Here is a 16,750-nt window from a genome sequence, read left to right as displayed (position 1 = left end):
AATACCCTGATGGTCTTTAAGCACTTATTTTCTTTTTTATCAAAAGTAAAAACGATTCAACATACAATCCAACATTCAAAGGCAGGTAACTTAATACAACTAAAACCGAAATTATATAGAGAATCCATTCATTTTGATAAAAACATGGTTTTGGCTGGAGACATGCATGAGGAAACGGTGATTGAAGGATTTATTATCGTTCCGAAAAATACTTCTGTTTCTATGCAAAATATCACGATATCCCCTACCGCTCAAATGTATGTAGAAGGCGAAGTAGTGCTTCAAAATTGCCGATTTGTCGGTGGGAAAAGCAATATTCATGTAACAGTTGACGGTGGAAAAATTAACGCTTATAACTGTCATTTTGAACAAGCAAAGGAAATGGCTGTTTCAATTATAAATAACAGCAAAGCGATTTTTGAAAACTGTACTTTTATTAAAAATGATAAAGTCCACATTTTAGCTGAGTCTTCTCAAGCGTGTATAGAAAAATGTGAATTCTCCCATGGGAAACATGGAATATGGATTAAAAATAGCTCCCTAATACAAACGAGAAATGTTCATTTACATCATCATTCAAACGCACAAATTATAGTCGAAGATGCCAAATATATTGATCATGAAAGTTTGATTGAGTCTGGTAATGGGATAGGTTTGCATTTATTAGACGCGGGAGATGCATCGTTACAAACGACGGTTTTTCAATCTAACAGTAAGTCCCAAATTTCCGTTCAAAATGGGTATTTAACTGCTAGGTATTGCTCCGTAATCCAAGGGGATTTTACAGGAATATCAGTGACTCAACACGGTGAAGTACAAACTTATCATTGCGTTATCGCACAAAATAAAAAAGCGAATGTTGTCGTTTCGAAAAGTTCAAAAATGAATATCGAATGTTGCCATATTCATAGCGGCGAAAGTATGGGAGTTCAAGTACTGGATGGATCAATAGTTAATTTATATGATTCAAAATTAAATGGACATCGTTCTGCACAAATTTCGATTTCCAATAAGTCTATTTGTTCGATGAAAAAATGTGTTGTAAAGGAAGGCTATCATGTTGGGATTTGTATCGAGGATAAAGGAAATTGTACGATAGTAGAAAGTGAAATTACCCACAATGCCAATTCAGCGATAACCATTTTTAAATCAGAGTTAACGGTGATTAAGTCAATTTTATCCGATAACATTGGGAATGGTATATTAGCAATGTCCCATTCAAAAGTGGAAGTAGATTTATGCAAGTTTTATGATAATGAGATGCCCCATATCGCATGCAAATCCCACGTGCAGATTGGTTTGCTTCAAAGCCAATTTTATAATGGTAAAAGTTTGTTTATTGTGAATGAATGTGAATTAACTGCTACCCAATGCCAATTTTATGATAGCCATAATGTACAAGTGGAAATATGTGATCTTTCTACTGGGAGATTCGAGCAATGTCAAATTTATAATGGAAAATCTTATGGTATGAAAGTGTTAAGAAATTCGAGTCTTTATTTGTTCGATAGCCAAATTTTCCATCATGAATTGGCGCAAATTGTTGTCAATGATAGTTCAGTGATAATGAAAAATAGTGAAATGTTTGATGGGAAGCGAAATGCTTTATTTATTCAAAATCATAGTGAAGTCTATATTCAAGATTGCTTTATTTCCAAACATGGTCAACATCAACTTTGGATTGATTTTGAATCGACTGTAGAATTAAAGAGTGTTCAAATTACGGATGGTGCCCTTACGGATATTTTTGCTCAAAATCAATCTTCGGTATATGTATCCGATAGTATTATTCGGAACAATAAATCGCGATTTAATGTGCAGGCAGTCAACTTTTCTAAAATCGAAATTATCAAAACAGTCGTAGAAAATAGTTATGGTGATGTTTATTATAGTGAAAATCATAGTTTTATTAAGCAATTAGATTTCTGATTTTGAAGCTAGAAAATAGAGAGAATTATCCCGAAATAGGTTAAATGTTCTAAATGAAGCAATTTTAGTTTTCGAAAGGGATTTTGTGTGAGAAAATAGTTTTTTGGAAAGGAAGATCGAAAACTATGAGAACATTAGAAAAAATCACCCCAAAGTTCGATCCTTGGGAAGCTTATTTAGATGTAGAACAATTCGGGAAATTAACACTCTCTAACATAGAATTTACAACGACAACTTTATGTAATATGAGATGCGCCCATTGCGCAGTTGGCTATACACTTCAAACGAAAGACCCGGAAGCTCTTCCAGTGGATTTAATTTTAAAACGTTTAGATGAAATTCCCCATTTAAGAACGTTAAGTATTACTGGTGGAGAACCGATGCTTAGTAAAAAGTCGGTTAAACAATATGTGAAGCCAATTTTACAATATGCCCATGAACGCGGTGTTCGCACGCAAATGAATTCCAACTTAACAATTGATGGAGAACGATATTTGGAGATTGCCCCTTATTTAGATGTATTGCATATCTCTCATAACTGGGGAACGATTGAGGAATTTGTGGAAACTGGTTTTGCGATGATGGAAAGAAAACCGACTTTTGATCAACGGGCTAACCTTTTTGAAAGAATGATTGAAAACTCCCGTATGCTTGCAGATCAAGGAGTGATGGTATCAGCCGAAACAATGTTAAATAAAAAGACGATTCCATATATTGAACATATTCACCATCAAATCGTTCATGAAATGAAATGTGCTCGTCACGAAGTACATCCGATGTACCCTTCAGATTTTGCATCAAGTTTAACTTCCCTTACATTAGATGAAACTCGGGAAGCAATTCATAAAATATTAGATATTCGTGATGAAAATACGTGGATGTTATTTGGAACCCTTCCTTTTTATCCATGTAGTCAAAATGAAGAAGATCAAAAATTACTCCAACGTTTACGTGAAGCGAAAAATGTAACATTACGTAATGATCCAGATGGTCGTTCACGTTTAAACGTAAATATTTTTACAGGTGATGTGATCGTAACAGACTTCGGAGATACTCCTGCTTTGGGTAATATCCAAAAAGATTCGTTACCACATGTTTTTGATAAATGGTTAGCAACGGATTTGGCAAAATCGTTAAATTGCCATTGCCCTGCTGTCAAATGCCTAGGACCTAACGTATTAGTAAAAAATATGTACTATAAAGATGCTGAATTTATTAGTGGTTCAGTAAAATAATGCAAAAGGTTAAGTAAAGTTGTGGACTCCACTTCCCTACTTAACCTTTTATAGTTGAACTTTTTTATATGCTTCTTCGATGAAAGTTTTATAAATCGAATTAGTAAAATTCATTACCCCATGATAAGCGTATAAAATTTCCCGTTTTGCCGCTTCCTTCTCCCCTAATTCTAGAAAGCAAAGGGCCCTTACTGCAAAGCTTCTATACATAATCGCTAAGTCAATCGGATGATGGGTAAAAAATGGGATTGATAAGTCTTCACTTGTTTGGAGCGCTTCATTATAATGTCCTTGCGCCCAATAGGCAAAGGTTTGTTCCATTCGATAAAACGTAAAAATATGCTCGTCCACTTTTGTACCATACGAACTTTTTCTCATATGTTGATTTAAACTATGAACCTGTTCGTAATCCTTATCAATCATATTCATATAATGGGCTTGGCAAAATACGAGTGTATTATGTGCGAGCTCATCCTCTGTAAAGTCAGCATGTTGTTTGAGCTTTTTTAAATAATAGGCGCTTTTTTCCTCATCCCCTTGTTGAATGGCTAAGACGAAAGAATAACGATAAAAATCATCTAATCGATAATAGATTCGATTTTCGTGGGCGATATCTAATGCGAAATTAAGATGTTTATGAGAGTTTTCAGGATCATCTATGGCACCATAAAGGACTGTTAATATATAATGCATATCTAAAATAGATAATTTATCGATTAAATGTTCGTATGGCTTTGTTCTTTTTTCAGCTTCTTGTATCCATTTTAAAGCATTTTGATAGTCATTTTTATTGAAATAAAATCCTGATAAGAAAGAATAACAACTAATGACTTGACTATATGCATGAATTTTTTCGTAAAAAGCAATGACGTGAGACATAGTGATCGTCTCTTCTCGATAGTTCAATACTGTATTCAGTCGGGTGTATAAATCCAATAATCTTATTTCTTCATAGTTTTTCCCATGTAATTTCTCTCTTACTGAAAGAATCCTATGAAGTAAACGAACCATAACATCCTTTTCCCTTAGTTCAAAAGGTGAAAAAATATTATTATACTCCTTTTCAATTTCAAAAAGTAAAGTACGAAGCTCCTCTATGTGATCCTCGTCTAGTAAAGATGAAACTTCTACTCCAATTCTTTCAGCAATATATCTCAAACTTTCCATTGAAGGCTGTGCTTTCCCATTTTCGATTAAACTTAACATGCCTTTTGTTAATCGATCACCAGCAACTTCTGCTAAAGTCATTTTCTTTTCTTTTCTAATTTTTTTAATACGTTCACCTAGAGAATTAATTCTAACCACCCCATTTCCATCTATTGTATCAATTAACAATTCAATCGGAAATATTTTAGTTTTATTAAACAAATTTTAATCGTTACCGGTATGATACGCAACAAAAGTTAAATTTAATTAAACATTTGTATTGCGGCTTACCAAAATTTAGTTTATTATTAGTTTAATTAAATTAAACTTTTAAGTTGAGGGGTTGTTAATATGGTTGATATTGTCAAAAAGAGGCGAGCAACATATCATTTATATACGTTTTTGTTCAGTAAAATTATTTCTGCTCTTGGAGCGAATGTTTATTCCTTTGGAATTAGTATGTATATTTTATCGATGACTGGTTCTGCACTAAGTTTTGCTGCCAACTTAATATTTTCAATTATTCCACGCGTTATTTTGTCACCTATTGCAGGGATATTAGCTGATCGATTTCCAAAAAAGGTAATGGTTCTTGTAGGTCAAGGTGGGACCATCTTAACTATTAGTGGTTTACTTATTTATAGTTTACTGTTTGATATTTCCGTTGTGGCTATTTACATCACGACCTTTTTTTATACGATTTGTAGTACCTTCTCAGGTATTGCTTTTTCAGCATCAATTGCTAACTTAGTTGATGAAGAGAGAATTCAAAAAGCAATGTCCTTTAACCAATTATCGATATCCGTTTCAGGAATCGGTGGACCTATTGTCGGTGGAATGCTCTTTGGTTTTGTTTCCATGGAATGGTTTTTATTCATTAATATCCTTTCGTATATCGTTGCCTTTTTATTAGAAGCAACAATGAATTTTAGACTTTATACAAAACAACTTGATGAACCTGTATCGAACGAAGAGTCAATGATTCAAAGTTTTAAAGAAGGATTTGCCTATTTAAAAACAAAAAAGGTTATATCGCGAATTGTTATTGTTAGTCTATGGTTAAATTTATTTTTATCTTCTGTAAGTGTTGGGATTAACTTTATTTTAGTTGAAGTTTTAAAGGTAAAGTATTCACTTATTGGGTTTATTGAAGCTGCAGCGGCTATTGGTATGCTATTTATTTCTCTTTATTTCGCAACAAGGTCCAATGTGAAATACCCTCTTCTTTTTTCGAAGCGTGCCCTATTTATGTTAGGTATTTTAGTAGGTGTAATGGCAATTCCATTAATATTCCATTTTTCATCAACCGTATTATTTGTTTATTTCTTAGCTGTCATGTTCTCTTTCGGTTGTTTAACAGTATTAACGAATACGCCAATTATGGTCATGATGCAAAAGGATGTGGACGAAAGTTACCGAGGGCGAATATTTGGGATTCTAGAAATGATGGCAATGGGATTAATGCCAATTGGTTCATTAATTTTTGGTATTCTGTATGATTATGTTCCTGCGCAAATTATTTTGCTATTTTGTAGTGCTGCATTAATTCTTATTACACTCGTTGCGATTCCAAGATCTTTAATTGTAAGTATTTATCCAGATTTAAAAAAGAATACAAGAGACATAGAACAGCCACTATTTAAAAATACGTAAAATAAAAATCGATAAAATCAGTAATGCTGATTTTATCGATTTATTTCATTTAGAAAACAATTCTTTTTTCTTCGTATGCCTTTATATGTTCTTCATACTGGAATGTTAAGGAGATTTCATCCCATCCATTTAACAGCATTTCTTTATAGTATGGATCAATTGAAAAGGAATAAATGGATCCATCTAAGCCTTTAACAGTTTGTTCTTCTAAATTTACTTCCACATGGTATGGACTTTGCATACCTTTTTCTAAAATTTCATCGCACTCTTTTTCGGTTAATTTAATTGGTAAAATTCCATTTTTAAAACAGTTGTTGTGGAAAATATCTGCAAAACTTGGTGCAATTACTACTCGGAAACCGTAATCTAAAATAGCCCAAGGAGCATGTTCGCGGGAAGAACCGCAGCCGAAATTATCTTGTGCAACTAAAATTTGAGAGCCTTTATATTCAGGTTTATTTAATACAAAATCAGATCTTTCGTTTCCTTGTTCATCAAATCTCCAATGATAGAACAAATAGCGACCAAAACCAGTTCGTTCGATTCGTTTTAAAAACTCTTTTGAAATAATTTGGTCAGTATCCACATTTTTTCGATCCAATGGTGTAATAACACTCTTTACTTGATTAATAGGTTCCATTTCATTTCACTCCTCGGCTTAAACTTCTTGTTTCACATATTTACGAGCATCTACGAAGTGCCCTTCAATAGCAGCTGCCGCAGCCATGGCAGGACTGACTAAATGAGTGCGCGCACCTGCTCCTTGGCGTCCTTCGAAGTTTCGGTTTGAAGTTGAAGCACAACGTTCACCTGAAGGGATGATGTCTTCATTCATGCCAAGACACGCGGAGCAACCTGATTCACGCCATTCAAAACCAGCTTCGATAAAGATTTTATCTAACCCTTCAGCTTCTGCTAATAATTTTGTTGAATGGGATCCTGGAACGACAATTCCTCGAACTCCTGGATGTATTTTCTTACCTTCTACAATACTAGCTGCTGTACGCAAGTCTGATAGACGGGAATTTGTACAAGAACCGATAAATACGTGCTGTATTTTAATAGAAGAGATTGGTTGGCCTTCTTCTAACCCCATATACGTTAATGCTTTTCGCAAAGCAGCTTTATCGGATTCTGTTTCAAAATCTTCGACTGATGGAACATTTTTTGTTATTCCAGTACCCATAGATGGGTTTGTTCCCCATGTAACAATTGGTTCGATTTCTTCAGCATCAATTTCCAATACGACATCATAGGAACATTCGGCATCTGAAGCTAAGCTTAACCAATATTCGGCAGCCTTTTCGAATTGCTCATCCTTTGGAGCAAAACGTCGTCCACGTAAATATTCTACTGTTTTATTATCCGGTGAAATAAGCCCCGCTTTTGCACCAGCTTCTATAGACATATTACAAATCGTCATTCGTTCTTCCATTGATAAGTTGCGTATTACTTCCCCTGTGTACTCAACGATATGACCTGTTCCGACACCGATTCCCCATTTCGCAATAATGGCTAAAATAATGTCTTTTGCAGCGACCCCAACTCCAAGTTTTCCATTTATTCGGATTTCCATTGTTGGTGGTTTTGATTGCCATAATGTTTGAGTCGATAACACATGTTCTACTTCTGAAGTTCCGATACCGAAAGCTAATGCACCGAATGCACCATGGGTTGATGTATGGGAATCACCGCAAACAATCGTTTTACCAGGTTGAGTTAACCCTAGTTCTGGTCCAATCACATGTACGATACCTTGGTCAGGATGCCCGATATCTGCAAGCTGAATTCCAAACTCCTTTGCATTTTCGGCTAATGTTGTTATTTGTTTTTTAGCAATAGGATCGTTAATAGTCGGTAAGTTCTTTGTCGGAACGTTATGATCCATTGTGGCAAAACAAAGATCGGGACGCCGAACTTTTCTCCCTGCTAAACGTAATCCTTCAAAGGCTTGAGGAGAAGTCACTTCATGAATTAAATGAAGGTCAATATAAAGTAGATCTGGTTTGCCGGGTTCCTCATAAACAACATGTGAATCCCAAATTTTTTCAATAATATTTTTGGCCATTATCTTCACCAATCCTTTAAATATAAGATTCCATAATACAGTCAATAACGAAATTCGAATCAATTTTGGCAATTACTTTATCTGTCCATTCGTCTGTCGTAAAGGAAGGTTCGCCATTTTTTACTAAGTCAGCAGTGTAACAACCGTCATTAAATACGTCATCGACCGCTTTTTCAATTTCTTCAGCTTCTACTGTCATACCGAATGAATAGCGAAGCATCATAGCAACCGAAAGAATCGCTGCTGCTGGATTAGCAATTCCCTCACCTGCAATCTCAGGTGCAGATCCATGTACAGGCTCATAAAGTCCGAAATGATCACTACGAATTGATGCAGAAGGTAGTACGCCAAGGGATCCTGTGATTACTGAAGCTTCATCGCTCAAAATATCGCCAAACATATTATCTGTTACCACGACATCATAGTGCTCCGGATTTGTAATAAGCTTCATTGCAACTGAATCGACTAAGTTATGTTCTACTGCAATCTCTGGATATTGTTCCTTTTTCTCTTCAACGATTTGACGCCATAATCTTGATGTTTCTAGAACGTTTGCTTTATCTACTGAGCATAATCGCCCCTTTCGAAGCTTTGCCAGTTCAAATGCTTTATCTACAATTCGTTCTATTTCTTGACGAGAATAAACGTTTAAATCACTCGCTTCATCTTCCGTTCGATGTTTTTCACCAAAATAAATACCACCCGTCAATTCTCGAACAATCATTAAATCCACGTTTTCCGCTACTTCCCTTTTTAAAGGCGAAGCATCTAGTAAACTAGGAAATGCTTTTACAGGACGTAGATTGGCAAATAAGTCGAAAGTTTTTCTGATATTAAGTAAGCCTTTCTCCGGTCTTAATTCTGCAGGATTGTTATCCCACTTTGGACCACCAACAGCGCCTAAGAGAATTGCATCACTTTCCTTACACATTTCAATCGTCTTTTCCGGTAGTGGATTATTAAACTGATCAATGGCTGCGCCTCCTATGGCCGCATAAGCTAATTGAAAGTCATGGTTGTAACGTTTCCCTATTACTTTTAATACGCGTACTGCAGCAGCAATCACTTCTGGACCAATCCCATCCCCAGGAAGGACTGTAATTTTCTTTTCCACCTGAACACACCTTTCTTTTGTTTATTCTCTTTAGGTAGAAAGAGTTTAAAGAAATACCATCAAACGTTTAACATTTGATGGCGTTTCTACCGTTAATAATGAAAGAAATTATACTTCAGCAGTTTGCTTTGCAAAAACATTTGCCTGAATTAAATGACGATTTATAGCGTTTAAGTAGGCTTTTGCTGCCGCTTCGAGAACGTCTTGCGATGCATCGCGCCCCGTTGTTGTAAATCCGTTATATCGTAAATTAACAACAGCTTCCCCTAGCGCATCTCGCCCTTTACTTACAGATTTCACACGAAAATCGAGTATATTAATCGTTGCTTCAACTAATTGTTCAAGCGTATTGAAAATTGCCTCTACCGAACCTGCACCTGTGGCAGCTAATGTTTTTAATTGTCCATCAGGAGTTAAGACAGAAGCAGTAGCAGTTGGAATATTTTCAGTTCCATAAGAAACTTGAACGGATTTTAGTTCAAATAATGGGACATCTTCAATTGAAACTTGTTGTTCTGTTAGAAGCGTAATTAAATCTTCCTCTGTAATTTCTTTTTTCCGATCAGCTAATTTTTTGAACTCTTGGAACGCTTTATTTAATTTTTCATCAGATAATTCAAAGCCCATTTTAACTGCCCGATCCCGGAAGGCAGCACGGCCGGAATGTTTTCCTAAGACTAAAGGAACTTCTCCTTCTCCTATAAGTGCTGGTGAAATGATTTCATACGTTTCTTTATGTTTTAATACACCATCTTGATGGATTCCAGATTCGTGGGCAAAGGCGTTTTTCCCTACGACCGCTTTATTAGGTTGAATAACAACGCCGGTTAAACGACTGACTAACTGGGAAGTTCTTTTAATTTCTTTTAAATTTAATCCAGTTTCCACTTGATAAAGATCTTTTCGAATATGCATGGCAACACCAATTTCTTCTAATGAAGCATTTCCGGCCCGCTCTCCAATACCATTAATCGTACATTCTACTTGATCTGCCCCATTTTGAATGGCAGCAATGGAATTAGCAACAGCCATTCCTAAGTCATCATGACAATGGGCGGAGAATTTGACCTTTTCTGCCCCTCGAACATTTTCACGTAAAAATTTGAAAAGCTCACCATATTCTTGAGGCGATGCATATCCTACTGTATCAGGTACGTTAATCGTTGTTGCCCCTGCCTCAATTACTTTTTCTATAATTCGGACAAGGAAGTCACGATCAGATCGGAATCCATCTTCAGCAGACCATTGTACAAGTGAGAAGAATTTTTTTGCGTATTTAACAGCTTCTACAGCTTGCTCGATAACTTGCTCTTCAGATTTTTTTAATTTATATTGCATATGAATAGGGCTTGTAGCGAGAAATACATGTATATGAGGCTGTTCTGCTACTTTAATTGCTTCCCAAGTAGCATCAATATCACTTTGGATACAGCGAGCAAGACCTGTTACAATAGAATTTTTTACTGTGCTCGCAATGCGATTTACCGCTTCAAAATCCCCAGGGCTTGAAGCAGGGAAACCTGCTTCAATAATTGTTGTACCTAGACGTTCTAATTGCTTTGCTATTTCAATTTTTTCTGCTGTATTTAAATTGATTCCAGCGGACTGTTCCCCATCACGAAGAGTTGTGTCAAAAATATCTATTTTACGCATTACTTCACCACCACTTTTTTCTTCCCTTCATTAATGAAAGGCATCATTTCGCGTAATTTTGAACCTACTTGTTCAATTTGATGTTCCGCACCAGCTTTTTTATATTCGTTATAACGTGGGCGATTCGTTTCATTTTCTTTAATCCAATCCTTTGCAAATGTGCCATCTTGGATATCCGCTAAAACTTCTTTCATGCGAGTTTTGACAGATTCATCGATAATACGAGGACCGGAAACATAATCTCCCCACTCAGCAGTATCCGAAACGGAGTAACGCATTGTTTCCATACCACCTTCGTACATTAAATCAACAATTAATTTTAGTTCGTGAAGAGTTTCAAAGTAAGCAAGTTCTGGTTGATAGCCTGCTTCAACTAACGTTTCAAAGCCGTATTTTACTAATTGTGTTGTACCTCCACAAAGTACAGCCTGTTCCCCGAATAGATCGGTTTCCGTTTCTTCTTTGAATGTTGTTTCTAACATTCCAGCACGAGCAGCGCCAATTCCTTTACCGTAAGCTAAAGCTAAACTTCTTGCTTCTCCAGTCGCATCTTGATAAATAGCAAACAATGCAGGAACACCAGCACCTTGGACATAAGTACGACGAACTAAGTGACCAGGACCTTTAGGTGCTACTAAAAATACATCGACATCTGCTGGAGGTACAATTTGACCAAAGTTAATGTTGAACCCGTGGGCAAACATTAATGCATTTCCTGGTTCTAGATTTGGTGCGATTTCCTCTTCATAGACTTGTTTTTGTCTTTCGTCTGGTAATAAGATTTGAATAATATCTCCTTCACGTGCAGCTTCTGCTACTGTTTTTACCTCTAACCCATCTTCCTTTGCTTGGTCGAATGATTTACCTGGGCGAACACCAACTACTACGTTAAAACCAGAGTCTTTTAAATTTTGAGCATGGGCATGACCTTGTGAACCATAACCAATAATTGCAATTTTCTTTTCTGCTAATACTGCCTCGTTAATTTCGTTTTGATAATACATTTTTGTCATTTTCATTTCCTCCTAATAGTTAAATCTATTTGAATTTAGTAGCTCAACCGTCACATGAGTTGTAACGGTTGGCGTTTAAACGAATACCCTTTTAAAAAGTTATTTTAATATGGAAAGTTGTGGTGCAGAATCGGACGGCTGTGTTTCTCTGACTGATGCTGTAATCCCTGTCCTTGTTAATTCTTTAATGCCATAAGGACGTATGAGCTCAATAAATGCATCAATTTTGTCAGGATGACCAACGACTTGATATGTCACAACATTTTTAGATGTATCGATAATTTGTGGTCTGAACGGTTCAACAATTGCATTCATTTCCAACCTAATATTTCCGGGAGATACGACTTTAATAAGAGCAAGTTCCCTTAAAACGATCGATTTTTCCGTAATATCGTTTACCTTTAACACATCAATCTGTTTAGACAACTGTTTAATGAGTTGTTCTAATTTCACTTCATCTTCTACATTGACGACAAAAGTCATTTTCGAAATGTTCAATTGTTCCGTATGACCAACCGTAATGGACTCGATATTAAATTGTCTTTTCATCATGAGTCCTGTGATCCGGTTTAATACTCCGCTTTGGTTTATCACGGTTACTGTAATGACGCGTTTCAAAATTTCTTCACCCCGATCATTTCATGTAATGCTTTACCTGGTGGAACCATTGGATATACGTTTTCTACTTGTTTCACTCTACAGTCAATTAAAACAGGTTCATCTGAATTTAATGCTTCTTCAAAAATTGCACTTGCTTCATCTAAAGTGTCAATTTGATACCCTTTAATGCCATATGCATCAGCTAATTTTACAAAGTCTGGTTGTACCGGCATTAAACTTTGGGAATACCGACCTTCATAGAAAGTTTGTTGCCATTGACGAACCATACCTAATGCAAAATTGTTTAGAATAACAATTTTGACAGGTAAATGGAACTCCTTCAATAAAGCCAGCTCCTGAGCAGTCATTTGGAAACCAGCGTCACCGCAAATCGCAATGACTTTTTTATCCGGTTTGGCAAATTGAGCACCAATGGCAGCTGGGAACCCGAATCCCATTGTTCCAAGTCCACCGGAAGTGACCCATCGATGTCCATGATTTTGACGATAATATTGGGCAACCCACATTTGATGCTGGCCAACATCCGTAGTAACGATTGCATCACCATTTGTAATCGAATGGATTAGTTGAATAGCTTGTTGTGGTAATATTTCTCTTTCATCTTCCACATACCAATATGGATAATTCGTTTGCTTTTCATTTAAATAGTCAATCCATGCATTTGTATCTGGTGCTTGGAAATCCTTTTTCAAAATAGCTATTAAAGCTTCTTTTGCATCAGCAACGATTGGCACATCCGTTGGAATGTTTTTACCAATTTCAGCTGGATCGATATCAATATGGATAATCGTTGCATTAGGTGCAAATAATTTGGTATCCCCCGTTAATCGGTCATCAAATCGTGCGCCAATATTGATAAGTAAATCAGCATTTTGGATTGCATCGTTGGCTACGACTGCCCCATGCATACCAGCCATTCCATAATTCAATTCGTGATTCCCATGGATACTTCCTAAACCTAATAAAGTATTAACTACAGGAATTTTGTATTTTTCTACGAATGCCGTCAGTTCTTCTCGCGCATCGGCAAATAATACACCTGCACCAGCCAAAACTAATGGCTTTTTCGATTCGCTAATCGCTTGGATTGCTTTTTGAATTTGTAAATAGTTCGGTTTTGAATTCGGTTGATATCCTGGTAAATATATTTCCTTTTCTCTACTTGCCTCTGCTAAAGCTTCGTCAAAAACATCTGCCGAAATATTTTTAGGGAAGTCAATTAACACAGGACCTTTCCGACCACTATTCGCAATATGGAAAGCTTCTTTTACAATTCTCGGAATATCGTTAACATCTTGCACTTGATAATTATGTTTTGTAATAGGTGTTGTAATGCCGATTACATCAGCTTCTTGGAAAGCATCGGATCCAATAACCGAAGTGGCAACTTGCCCTGTGAAAATAACTAATGGGATGGAGTCAATCATAGCATCCGTTATTCCAGTTACTAAATTCGTTGCACCAGGACCACTTGTCGCAATAACAACACCTGGTTTATTTAAAACCCGCGCATATCCTTCCGCTGCATGAATTGCACCTTGTTCATGTCTTGTTAAAATATGTCGTATAGGATTTTTGTACATTGCATCATATAAATGTAAGACAGCACCGCCAGGGTAACCAAAAACAATTTCTACATCTTGATCATGTAATGCCTGAATTAGTAAGTCTGCACCATTTTTTGGTTTAAATTTTTTTTCAGGTTGTGATTGACTTATTGCGTTTGCATCTAATTTTTCGCTTGCTGATACATTAGCAGTCATTTGTTGACTCCTCCCTTTACTTTAAAAATAAAAAATAAAAAAGCCTTTTTCTCCAACGCAAAAGAAACCTTTTACGTAGGGATGAAAAAGACTTTCATGGTACCACCCTTGTTCGTAGCAAATTGCTACCTCGTGAATAGTTTTAACAACCTACCCACACAAAAGATTCGAAATATTTCGAATCTTTTGTGTGCAACTAGATAGGAACACTATTCGTTTATAACGAGCATTTTGAAATATGCCCGGAGCTATCTAATGGCAAATTGCGTTTAATAGCTCACTCCGAGGGGATGTCAGTTATAGTTGTATCATCGGCTTCCAGCAATACCGACTCTCTGGTAAATACAAGGCTCTATAACCTTTAACCTCATCATCGAATTTACATATTTATTTTTTAAATATACACTTTAATAAACCAGTCTGATGAATTATATTTTCATAATGCCACCTTTAGAAGCATTTGTTACAAGTTTTGAATATCTTGCTAACCATCCATGTTTTATTTTAGGTTCAAATGGTTTTAGATTTTGGCGACGACTGTTCAACACTTCGTCTGAAACATCTAAATGAATAGTTCTGTTTGGTAAATCAATAACAATTGTATCACCATTTTCAATTAAAGCGATTGGTCCCCCTTCAGCAGCTTCCGGTGAAATATGTCCAATGGATATTCCTCTTGAAGCACCGCTAAAGCGTCCGTCCGTTATTAAAGCTACTTTTGTACCTAAACCACGCCCCATAATTGCGGATGTAGGAGCAAGCATTTCCGGCATTCCCGGTCCTCCCTTTGGTCCTTCATACCGAATGACGACTACGTGTCCTTCTTTTACAGTACCGTTATCGATAGCAGCTTGTGCCTCGTCCTGTGAATCAAAAACGATTGCCTCACCAACGAAGGTTTGAATGGATGGATCGACTGCACCAACTTTAATAACTGATCCCTCAGGTGCAATATTTCCGTATAAAATGGATAGTCCACCAACAGGACTATATGGATTGTCTTTTGTTCGGATGACTTGATCATTCGTAATATGATAATCTTTAACGAGTTCACCCATCGTTTTCCCTGCAACGGTTAACCGATCTGGATGAATTGCTCCTGGGATTTTTGTTAATTCATTAATAATAGCACTTACGCCACCCGCTTTATTAATATCATCCATCGATATATCGGATGCTGGCATTATTTTCGCTAAGTATGGTACACGGGATGCGACTTTATTGATTTCTTGTAAGTCATAGTCAATTTCGGCTTCGTTTGCAATAGCTAAAGTATGTAGAACAGTATTAGTGGAACCACCCATGGCCATATCTAGAGCAAATGCATCATCGATTGCTTCTTTAGTAATAATATCCCGAGGTTTAATATCTTCTTCGATCATTCGAATTAAATGTTTTGCTGCTTGTTTTATAAGTTCGTGTCGTTGTTCACTCGTTGCTACGATTGTACCGTTACCAGGTAGTGCTACACCAAGCATTTCCATTAAACAGTTCATCGAATTTGCTGTGAACATTCCTGAACAAGAACCACATGTAGGACATGCATTATTTTCGATGTCTAATAATTCTTCAGCGGACATATTACCCGATTTATGTGCTCCAACACCCTCAAATACTGAAGATAAGGATAATTGTTTCCCAGAAGATGACTTACCAGCTTCCATCGGTCCACCCGAAACAAAAATGGATGGTACATTCGTCCGTACAGCAGCCATTAACATACCTGGGGTAATTTTGTCACAGTTTGGAATGTAAAATACCCCATCAAACCAGTGCGCGTTAATAACCGTTTCAGCTGAGTCAGCTATTAATTCACGGCTTGGTAGTGAATAACGCATTCCTATATGACCCATTGCAATTCCATCGTCAACACCAATAGTATTAAATTCGAATGGAATGCCCCCTGCTTCAATGATTGCTTCCTTTACAACATCCGCAAATTCACGTAAATGGACATGTCCCGGAATGATATCGATATAAGAATTACAAATACCGATAAATGGTTTACCTAAATCTTTCGCTTTTACTTTACCTGTAGCATAAAGAAGACTACGGTGAGGAGCACGATCAACTCCTACTTTAATCATGTCACTTCTCATTATTGAAACGCCCCTCATATTTTCTACTATGTTATGAAATTTTAATAGAATAATAGTATAGAAATTAAGCAATCATGTTCTGTTTAAGTAACATGATTGTGTTCGCTTATAAACAGCGAACGTTTTAAATTGTTGTTATCATAGTACATAAAAGGATGTTAGGTCAATATGATTTTTTTAATTATTTTCACAATTTGAAAAACTCTTATAATTTGTAATCGTTTACAATCACGCCATTACAAGCATTAGGATTTTAAAAATAAATTTGAAAAAATTCCAAAATTTTATTATTAATTTGATTTGTAGATGATTTTTCAACTTAATTTACTGTAAAACAATCTTATCATTAAAATGTAAACGAACTATTTGGACAAAAATAAAAAAGAGGCTGGGACAAAACCCACCTCTGAAATGAAAAGCCGGTGAAATTTTACGATAAGTAAAATTTCACCGGCT

General features: G+C 36.2%; 12 protein-coding genes. 3 read left to right on the top strand and 9 right to left on the bottom strand.

The annotated features are described in order from the left end of the window. The first annotated feature begins 9 nt into the window (after positions 1 to 9). Together H9636_RS14820 and yfkAB are read left to right on the top strand one after the other, a co-directional pair. A complete protein-coding gene (locus H9636_RS14820; RefSeq protein WP_191708348.1) occupies positions 10 to 1,929 on the top strand; it encodes a right-handed parallel beta-helix repeat-containing protein in 1,920 nt (639 codons plus the stop codon). Between the two features lie 125 nt (positions 1,930 to 2,054). Then, entirely contained in the window at positions 2,055 to 3,164 is a 1,110-nt protein-coding gene (yfkAB, locus tag H9636_RS14815) for a radical SAM/CxCxxxxC motif protein YfkAB (RefSeq protein ID WP_191708347.1), read from the top strand. Between the two features lie 48 nt (positions 3,165 to 3,212). Here yfkAB and H9636_RS14810 read toward each other — a convergent pair whose 3' ends face one another. Further along, positions 3,213 to 4,469 (bottom strand): helix-turn-helix domain-containing protein, encoded by a 1,257-nt coding sequence (locus H9636_RS14810; protein ID WP_191708346.1) that lies wholly within the window; start codon positions 4,467 to 4,469, stop codon positions 3,213 to 3,215. A gap of 192 nt (positions 4,470 to 4,661) precedes the next feature. Between H9636_RS14810 and H9636_RS14805 the strand changes: the two genes are divergently transcribed. Continuing rightward, a complete protein-coding gene (locus tag H9636_RS14805; RefSeq protein WP_191708345.1) occupies positions 4,662 to 5,963 on the top strand; it encodes an MFS transporter in 1,302 nt (433 codons plus the stop codon). A gap of 49 nt (positions 5,964 to 6,012) precedes the next feature. On the opposite strand, the gene leuD is transcribed toward H9636_RS14805, so the two are convergent. The 8 genes from leuD to ilvD form a co-directional block, all read right to left on the bottom strand. Continuing rightward, entirely contained in the window at positions 6,013 to 6,603 is a 591-nt protein-coding gene (leuD, locus tag H9636_RS14800) for a 3-isopropylmalate dehydratase small subunit (RefSeq protein ID WP_191708344.1), read from the bottom strand. Positions 6,604 to 6,621: 18 nt separating this feature from the next. Next, a complete protein-coding gene (leuC, locus tag H9636_RS14795; protein ID WP_191708343.1) occupies positions 6,622 to 8,031 on the bottom strand; it encodes a 3-isopropylmalate dehydratase large subunit in 1,410 nt (469 codons plus the stop codon). Between the two features lie 16 nt (positions 8,032 to 8,047). Next, on the bottom strand, positions 8,048 to 9,145 hold the full coding sequence (gene leuB, locus H9636_RS14790) for a 3-isopropylmalate dehydrogenase (RefSeq protein WP_191708342.1): 1,098 nt from the start codon (positions 9,143 to 9,145) through the stop codon (positions 8,048 to 8,050). A 108-nt stretch (positions 9,146 to 9,253) separates the two neighbouring features. Beyond that, positions 9,254 to 10,798: a 2-isopropylmalate synthase gene (locus H9636_RS14785; RefSeq protein WP_191708341.1), complete on the bottom strand. Its 1,545-nt coding sequence runs from the start codon at positions 10,796 to 10,798 to the stop codon at positions 9,254 to 9,256. Next, positions 10,798 to 11,811, bottom strand: coding sequence for a ketol-acid reductoisomerase (ilvC, locus tag H9636_RS14780; RefSeq protein WP_191708340.1), 1,014 nt, complete (start codon positions 11,809 to 11,811; stop codon positions 10,798 to 10,800). The genes H9636_RS14785 and ilvC overlap by 1 nt, the downstream gene beginning before the upstream one ends. A 99-nt stretch (positions 11,812 to 11,910) precedes the next feature. Beyond that, complete coding sequence (ilvN, locus tag H9636_RS14775) at positions 11,911 to 12,429, bottom strand: acetolactate synthase small subunit (RefSeq protein ID WP_191708339.1); 519 nt, start codon at positions 12,427 to 12,429, stop codon at positions 11,911 to 11,913. Further along, a complete protein-coding gene (ilvB, locus tag H9636_RS14770) occupies positions 12,426 to 14,195 on the bottom strand; it encodes a biosynthetic-type acetolactate synthase large subunit (RefSeq protein ID WP_191708338.1) in 1,770 nt (589 codons plus the stop codon). The genes ilvN and ilvB overlap by 4 nt, the downstream gene beginning before the upstream one ends. A 428-nt stretch (positions 14,196 to 14,623) precedes the next feature. Beyond that, positions 14,624 to 16,294, bottom strand: a complete 1,671-nt coding sequence (ilvD, locus tag H9636_RS14765) for a dihydroxy-acid dehydratase (protein WP_191708337.1) — start codon at positions 16,292 to 16,294, stop codon at positions 14,624 to 14,626. Between the last annotated feature and the right edge of the window lie 456 nt (positions 16,295 to 16,750).

The sequence above is a fragment of the Ureibacillus galli genome (assembly GCF_014836845.1).
Classification (GTDB): Bacteria; Bacillota; Bacilli; order Bacillales_A; family Planococcaceae; genus Ureibacillus; species Ureibacillus galli.
Note: the sequence above shows the minus strand (reverse complement) of the source record. Positions and strands in the feature narration are given on the sequence as shown.

Excerpts from the sequence above, each read along its gene's own strand:
- H9636_RS14820 (WP_191708348.1), top strand. The coding sequence starts at position 10 with ATGGTCTTTAAGCACTTATTTTCTTTTTTATCAAAAGTAAAAACGATT.
- yfkAB (WP_191708347.1), top strand. The coding sequence starts at position 2,055 with ATGAGAACATTAGAAAAAATCACCCCAAAGTTCGATCCTTGGGAAGCT.
- H9636_RS14805 (WP_191708345.1), top strand. The coding sequence starts at position 4,662 with ATGGTTGATATTGTCAAAAAGAGGCGAGCAACATATCATTTATATACG.
- leuD (WP_191708344.1), bottom strand. The coding sequence starts at position 6,603 with ATGGAACCTATTAATCAAGTAAAGAGTGTTATTACACCATTGGATCGA.
- leuC (WP_191708343.1), bottom strand. The coding sequence starts at position 8,031 with ATGGCCAAAAATATTATTGAAAAAATTTGGGATTCACATGTTGTTTAT.
- H9636_RS14785 (WP_191708341.1), bottom strand. The coding sequence starts at position 10,798 with ATGCGTAAAATAGATATTTTTGACACAACTCTTCGTGATGGGGAACAG.
- ilvC (WP_191708340.1), bottom strand. The coding sequence starts at position 11,811 with ATGACAAAAATGTATTATCAAAACGAAATTAACGAGGCAGTATTAGCA.
- ilvB (WP_191708338.1), bottom strand. The coding sequence starts at position 14,195 with ATGACTGCTAATGTATCAGCAAGCGAAAAATTAGATGCAAACGCAATA.
- ilvD (WP_191708337.1), bottom strand. The coding sequence starts at position 16,294 with ATGAGAAGTGACATGATTAAAGTAGGAGTTGATCGTGCTCCTCACCGT.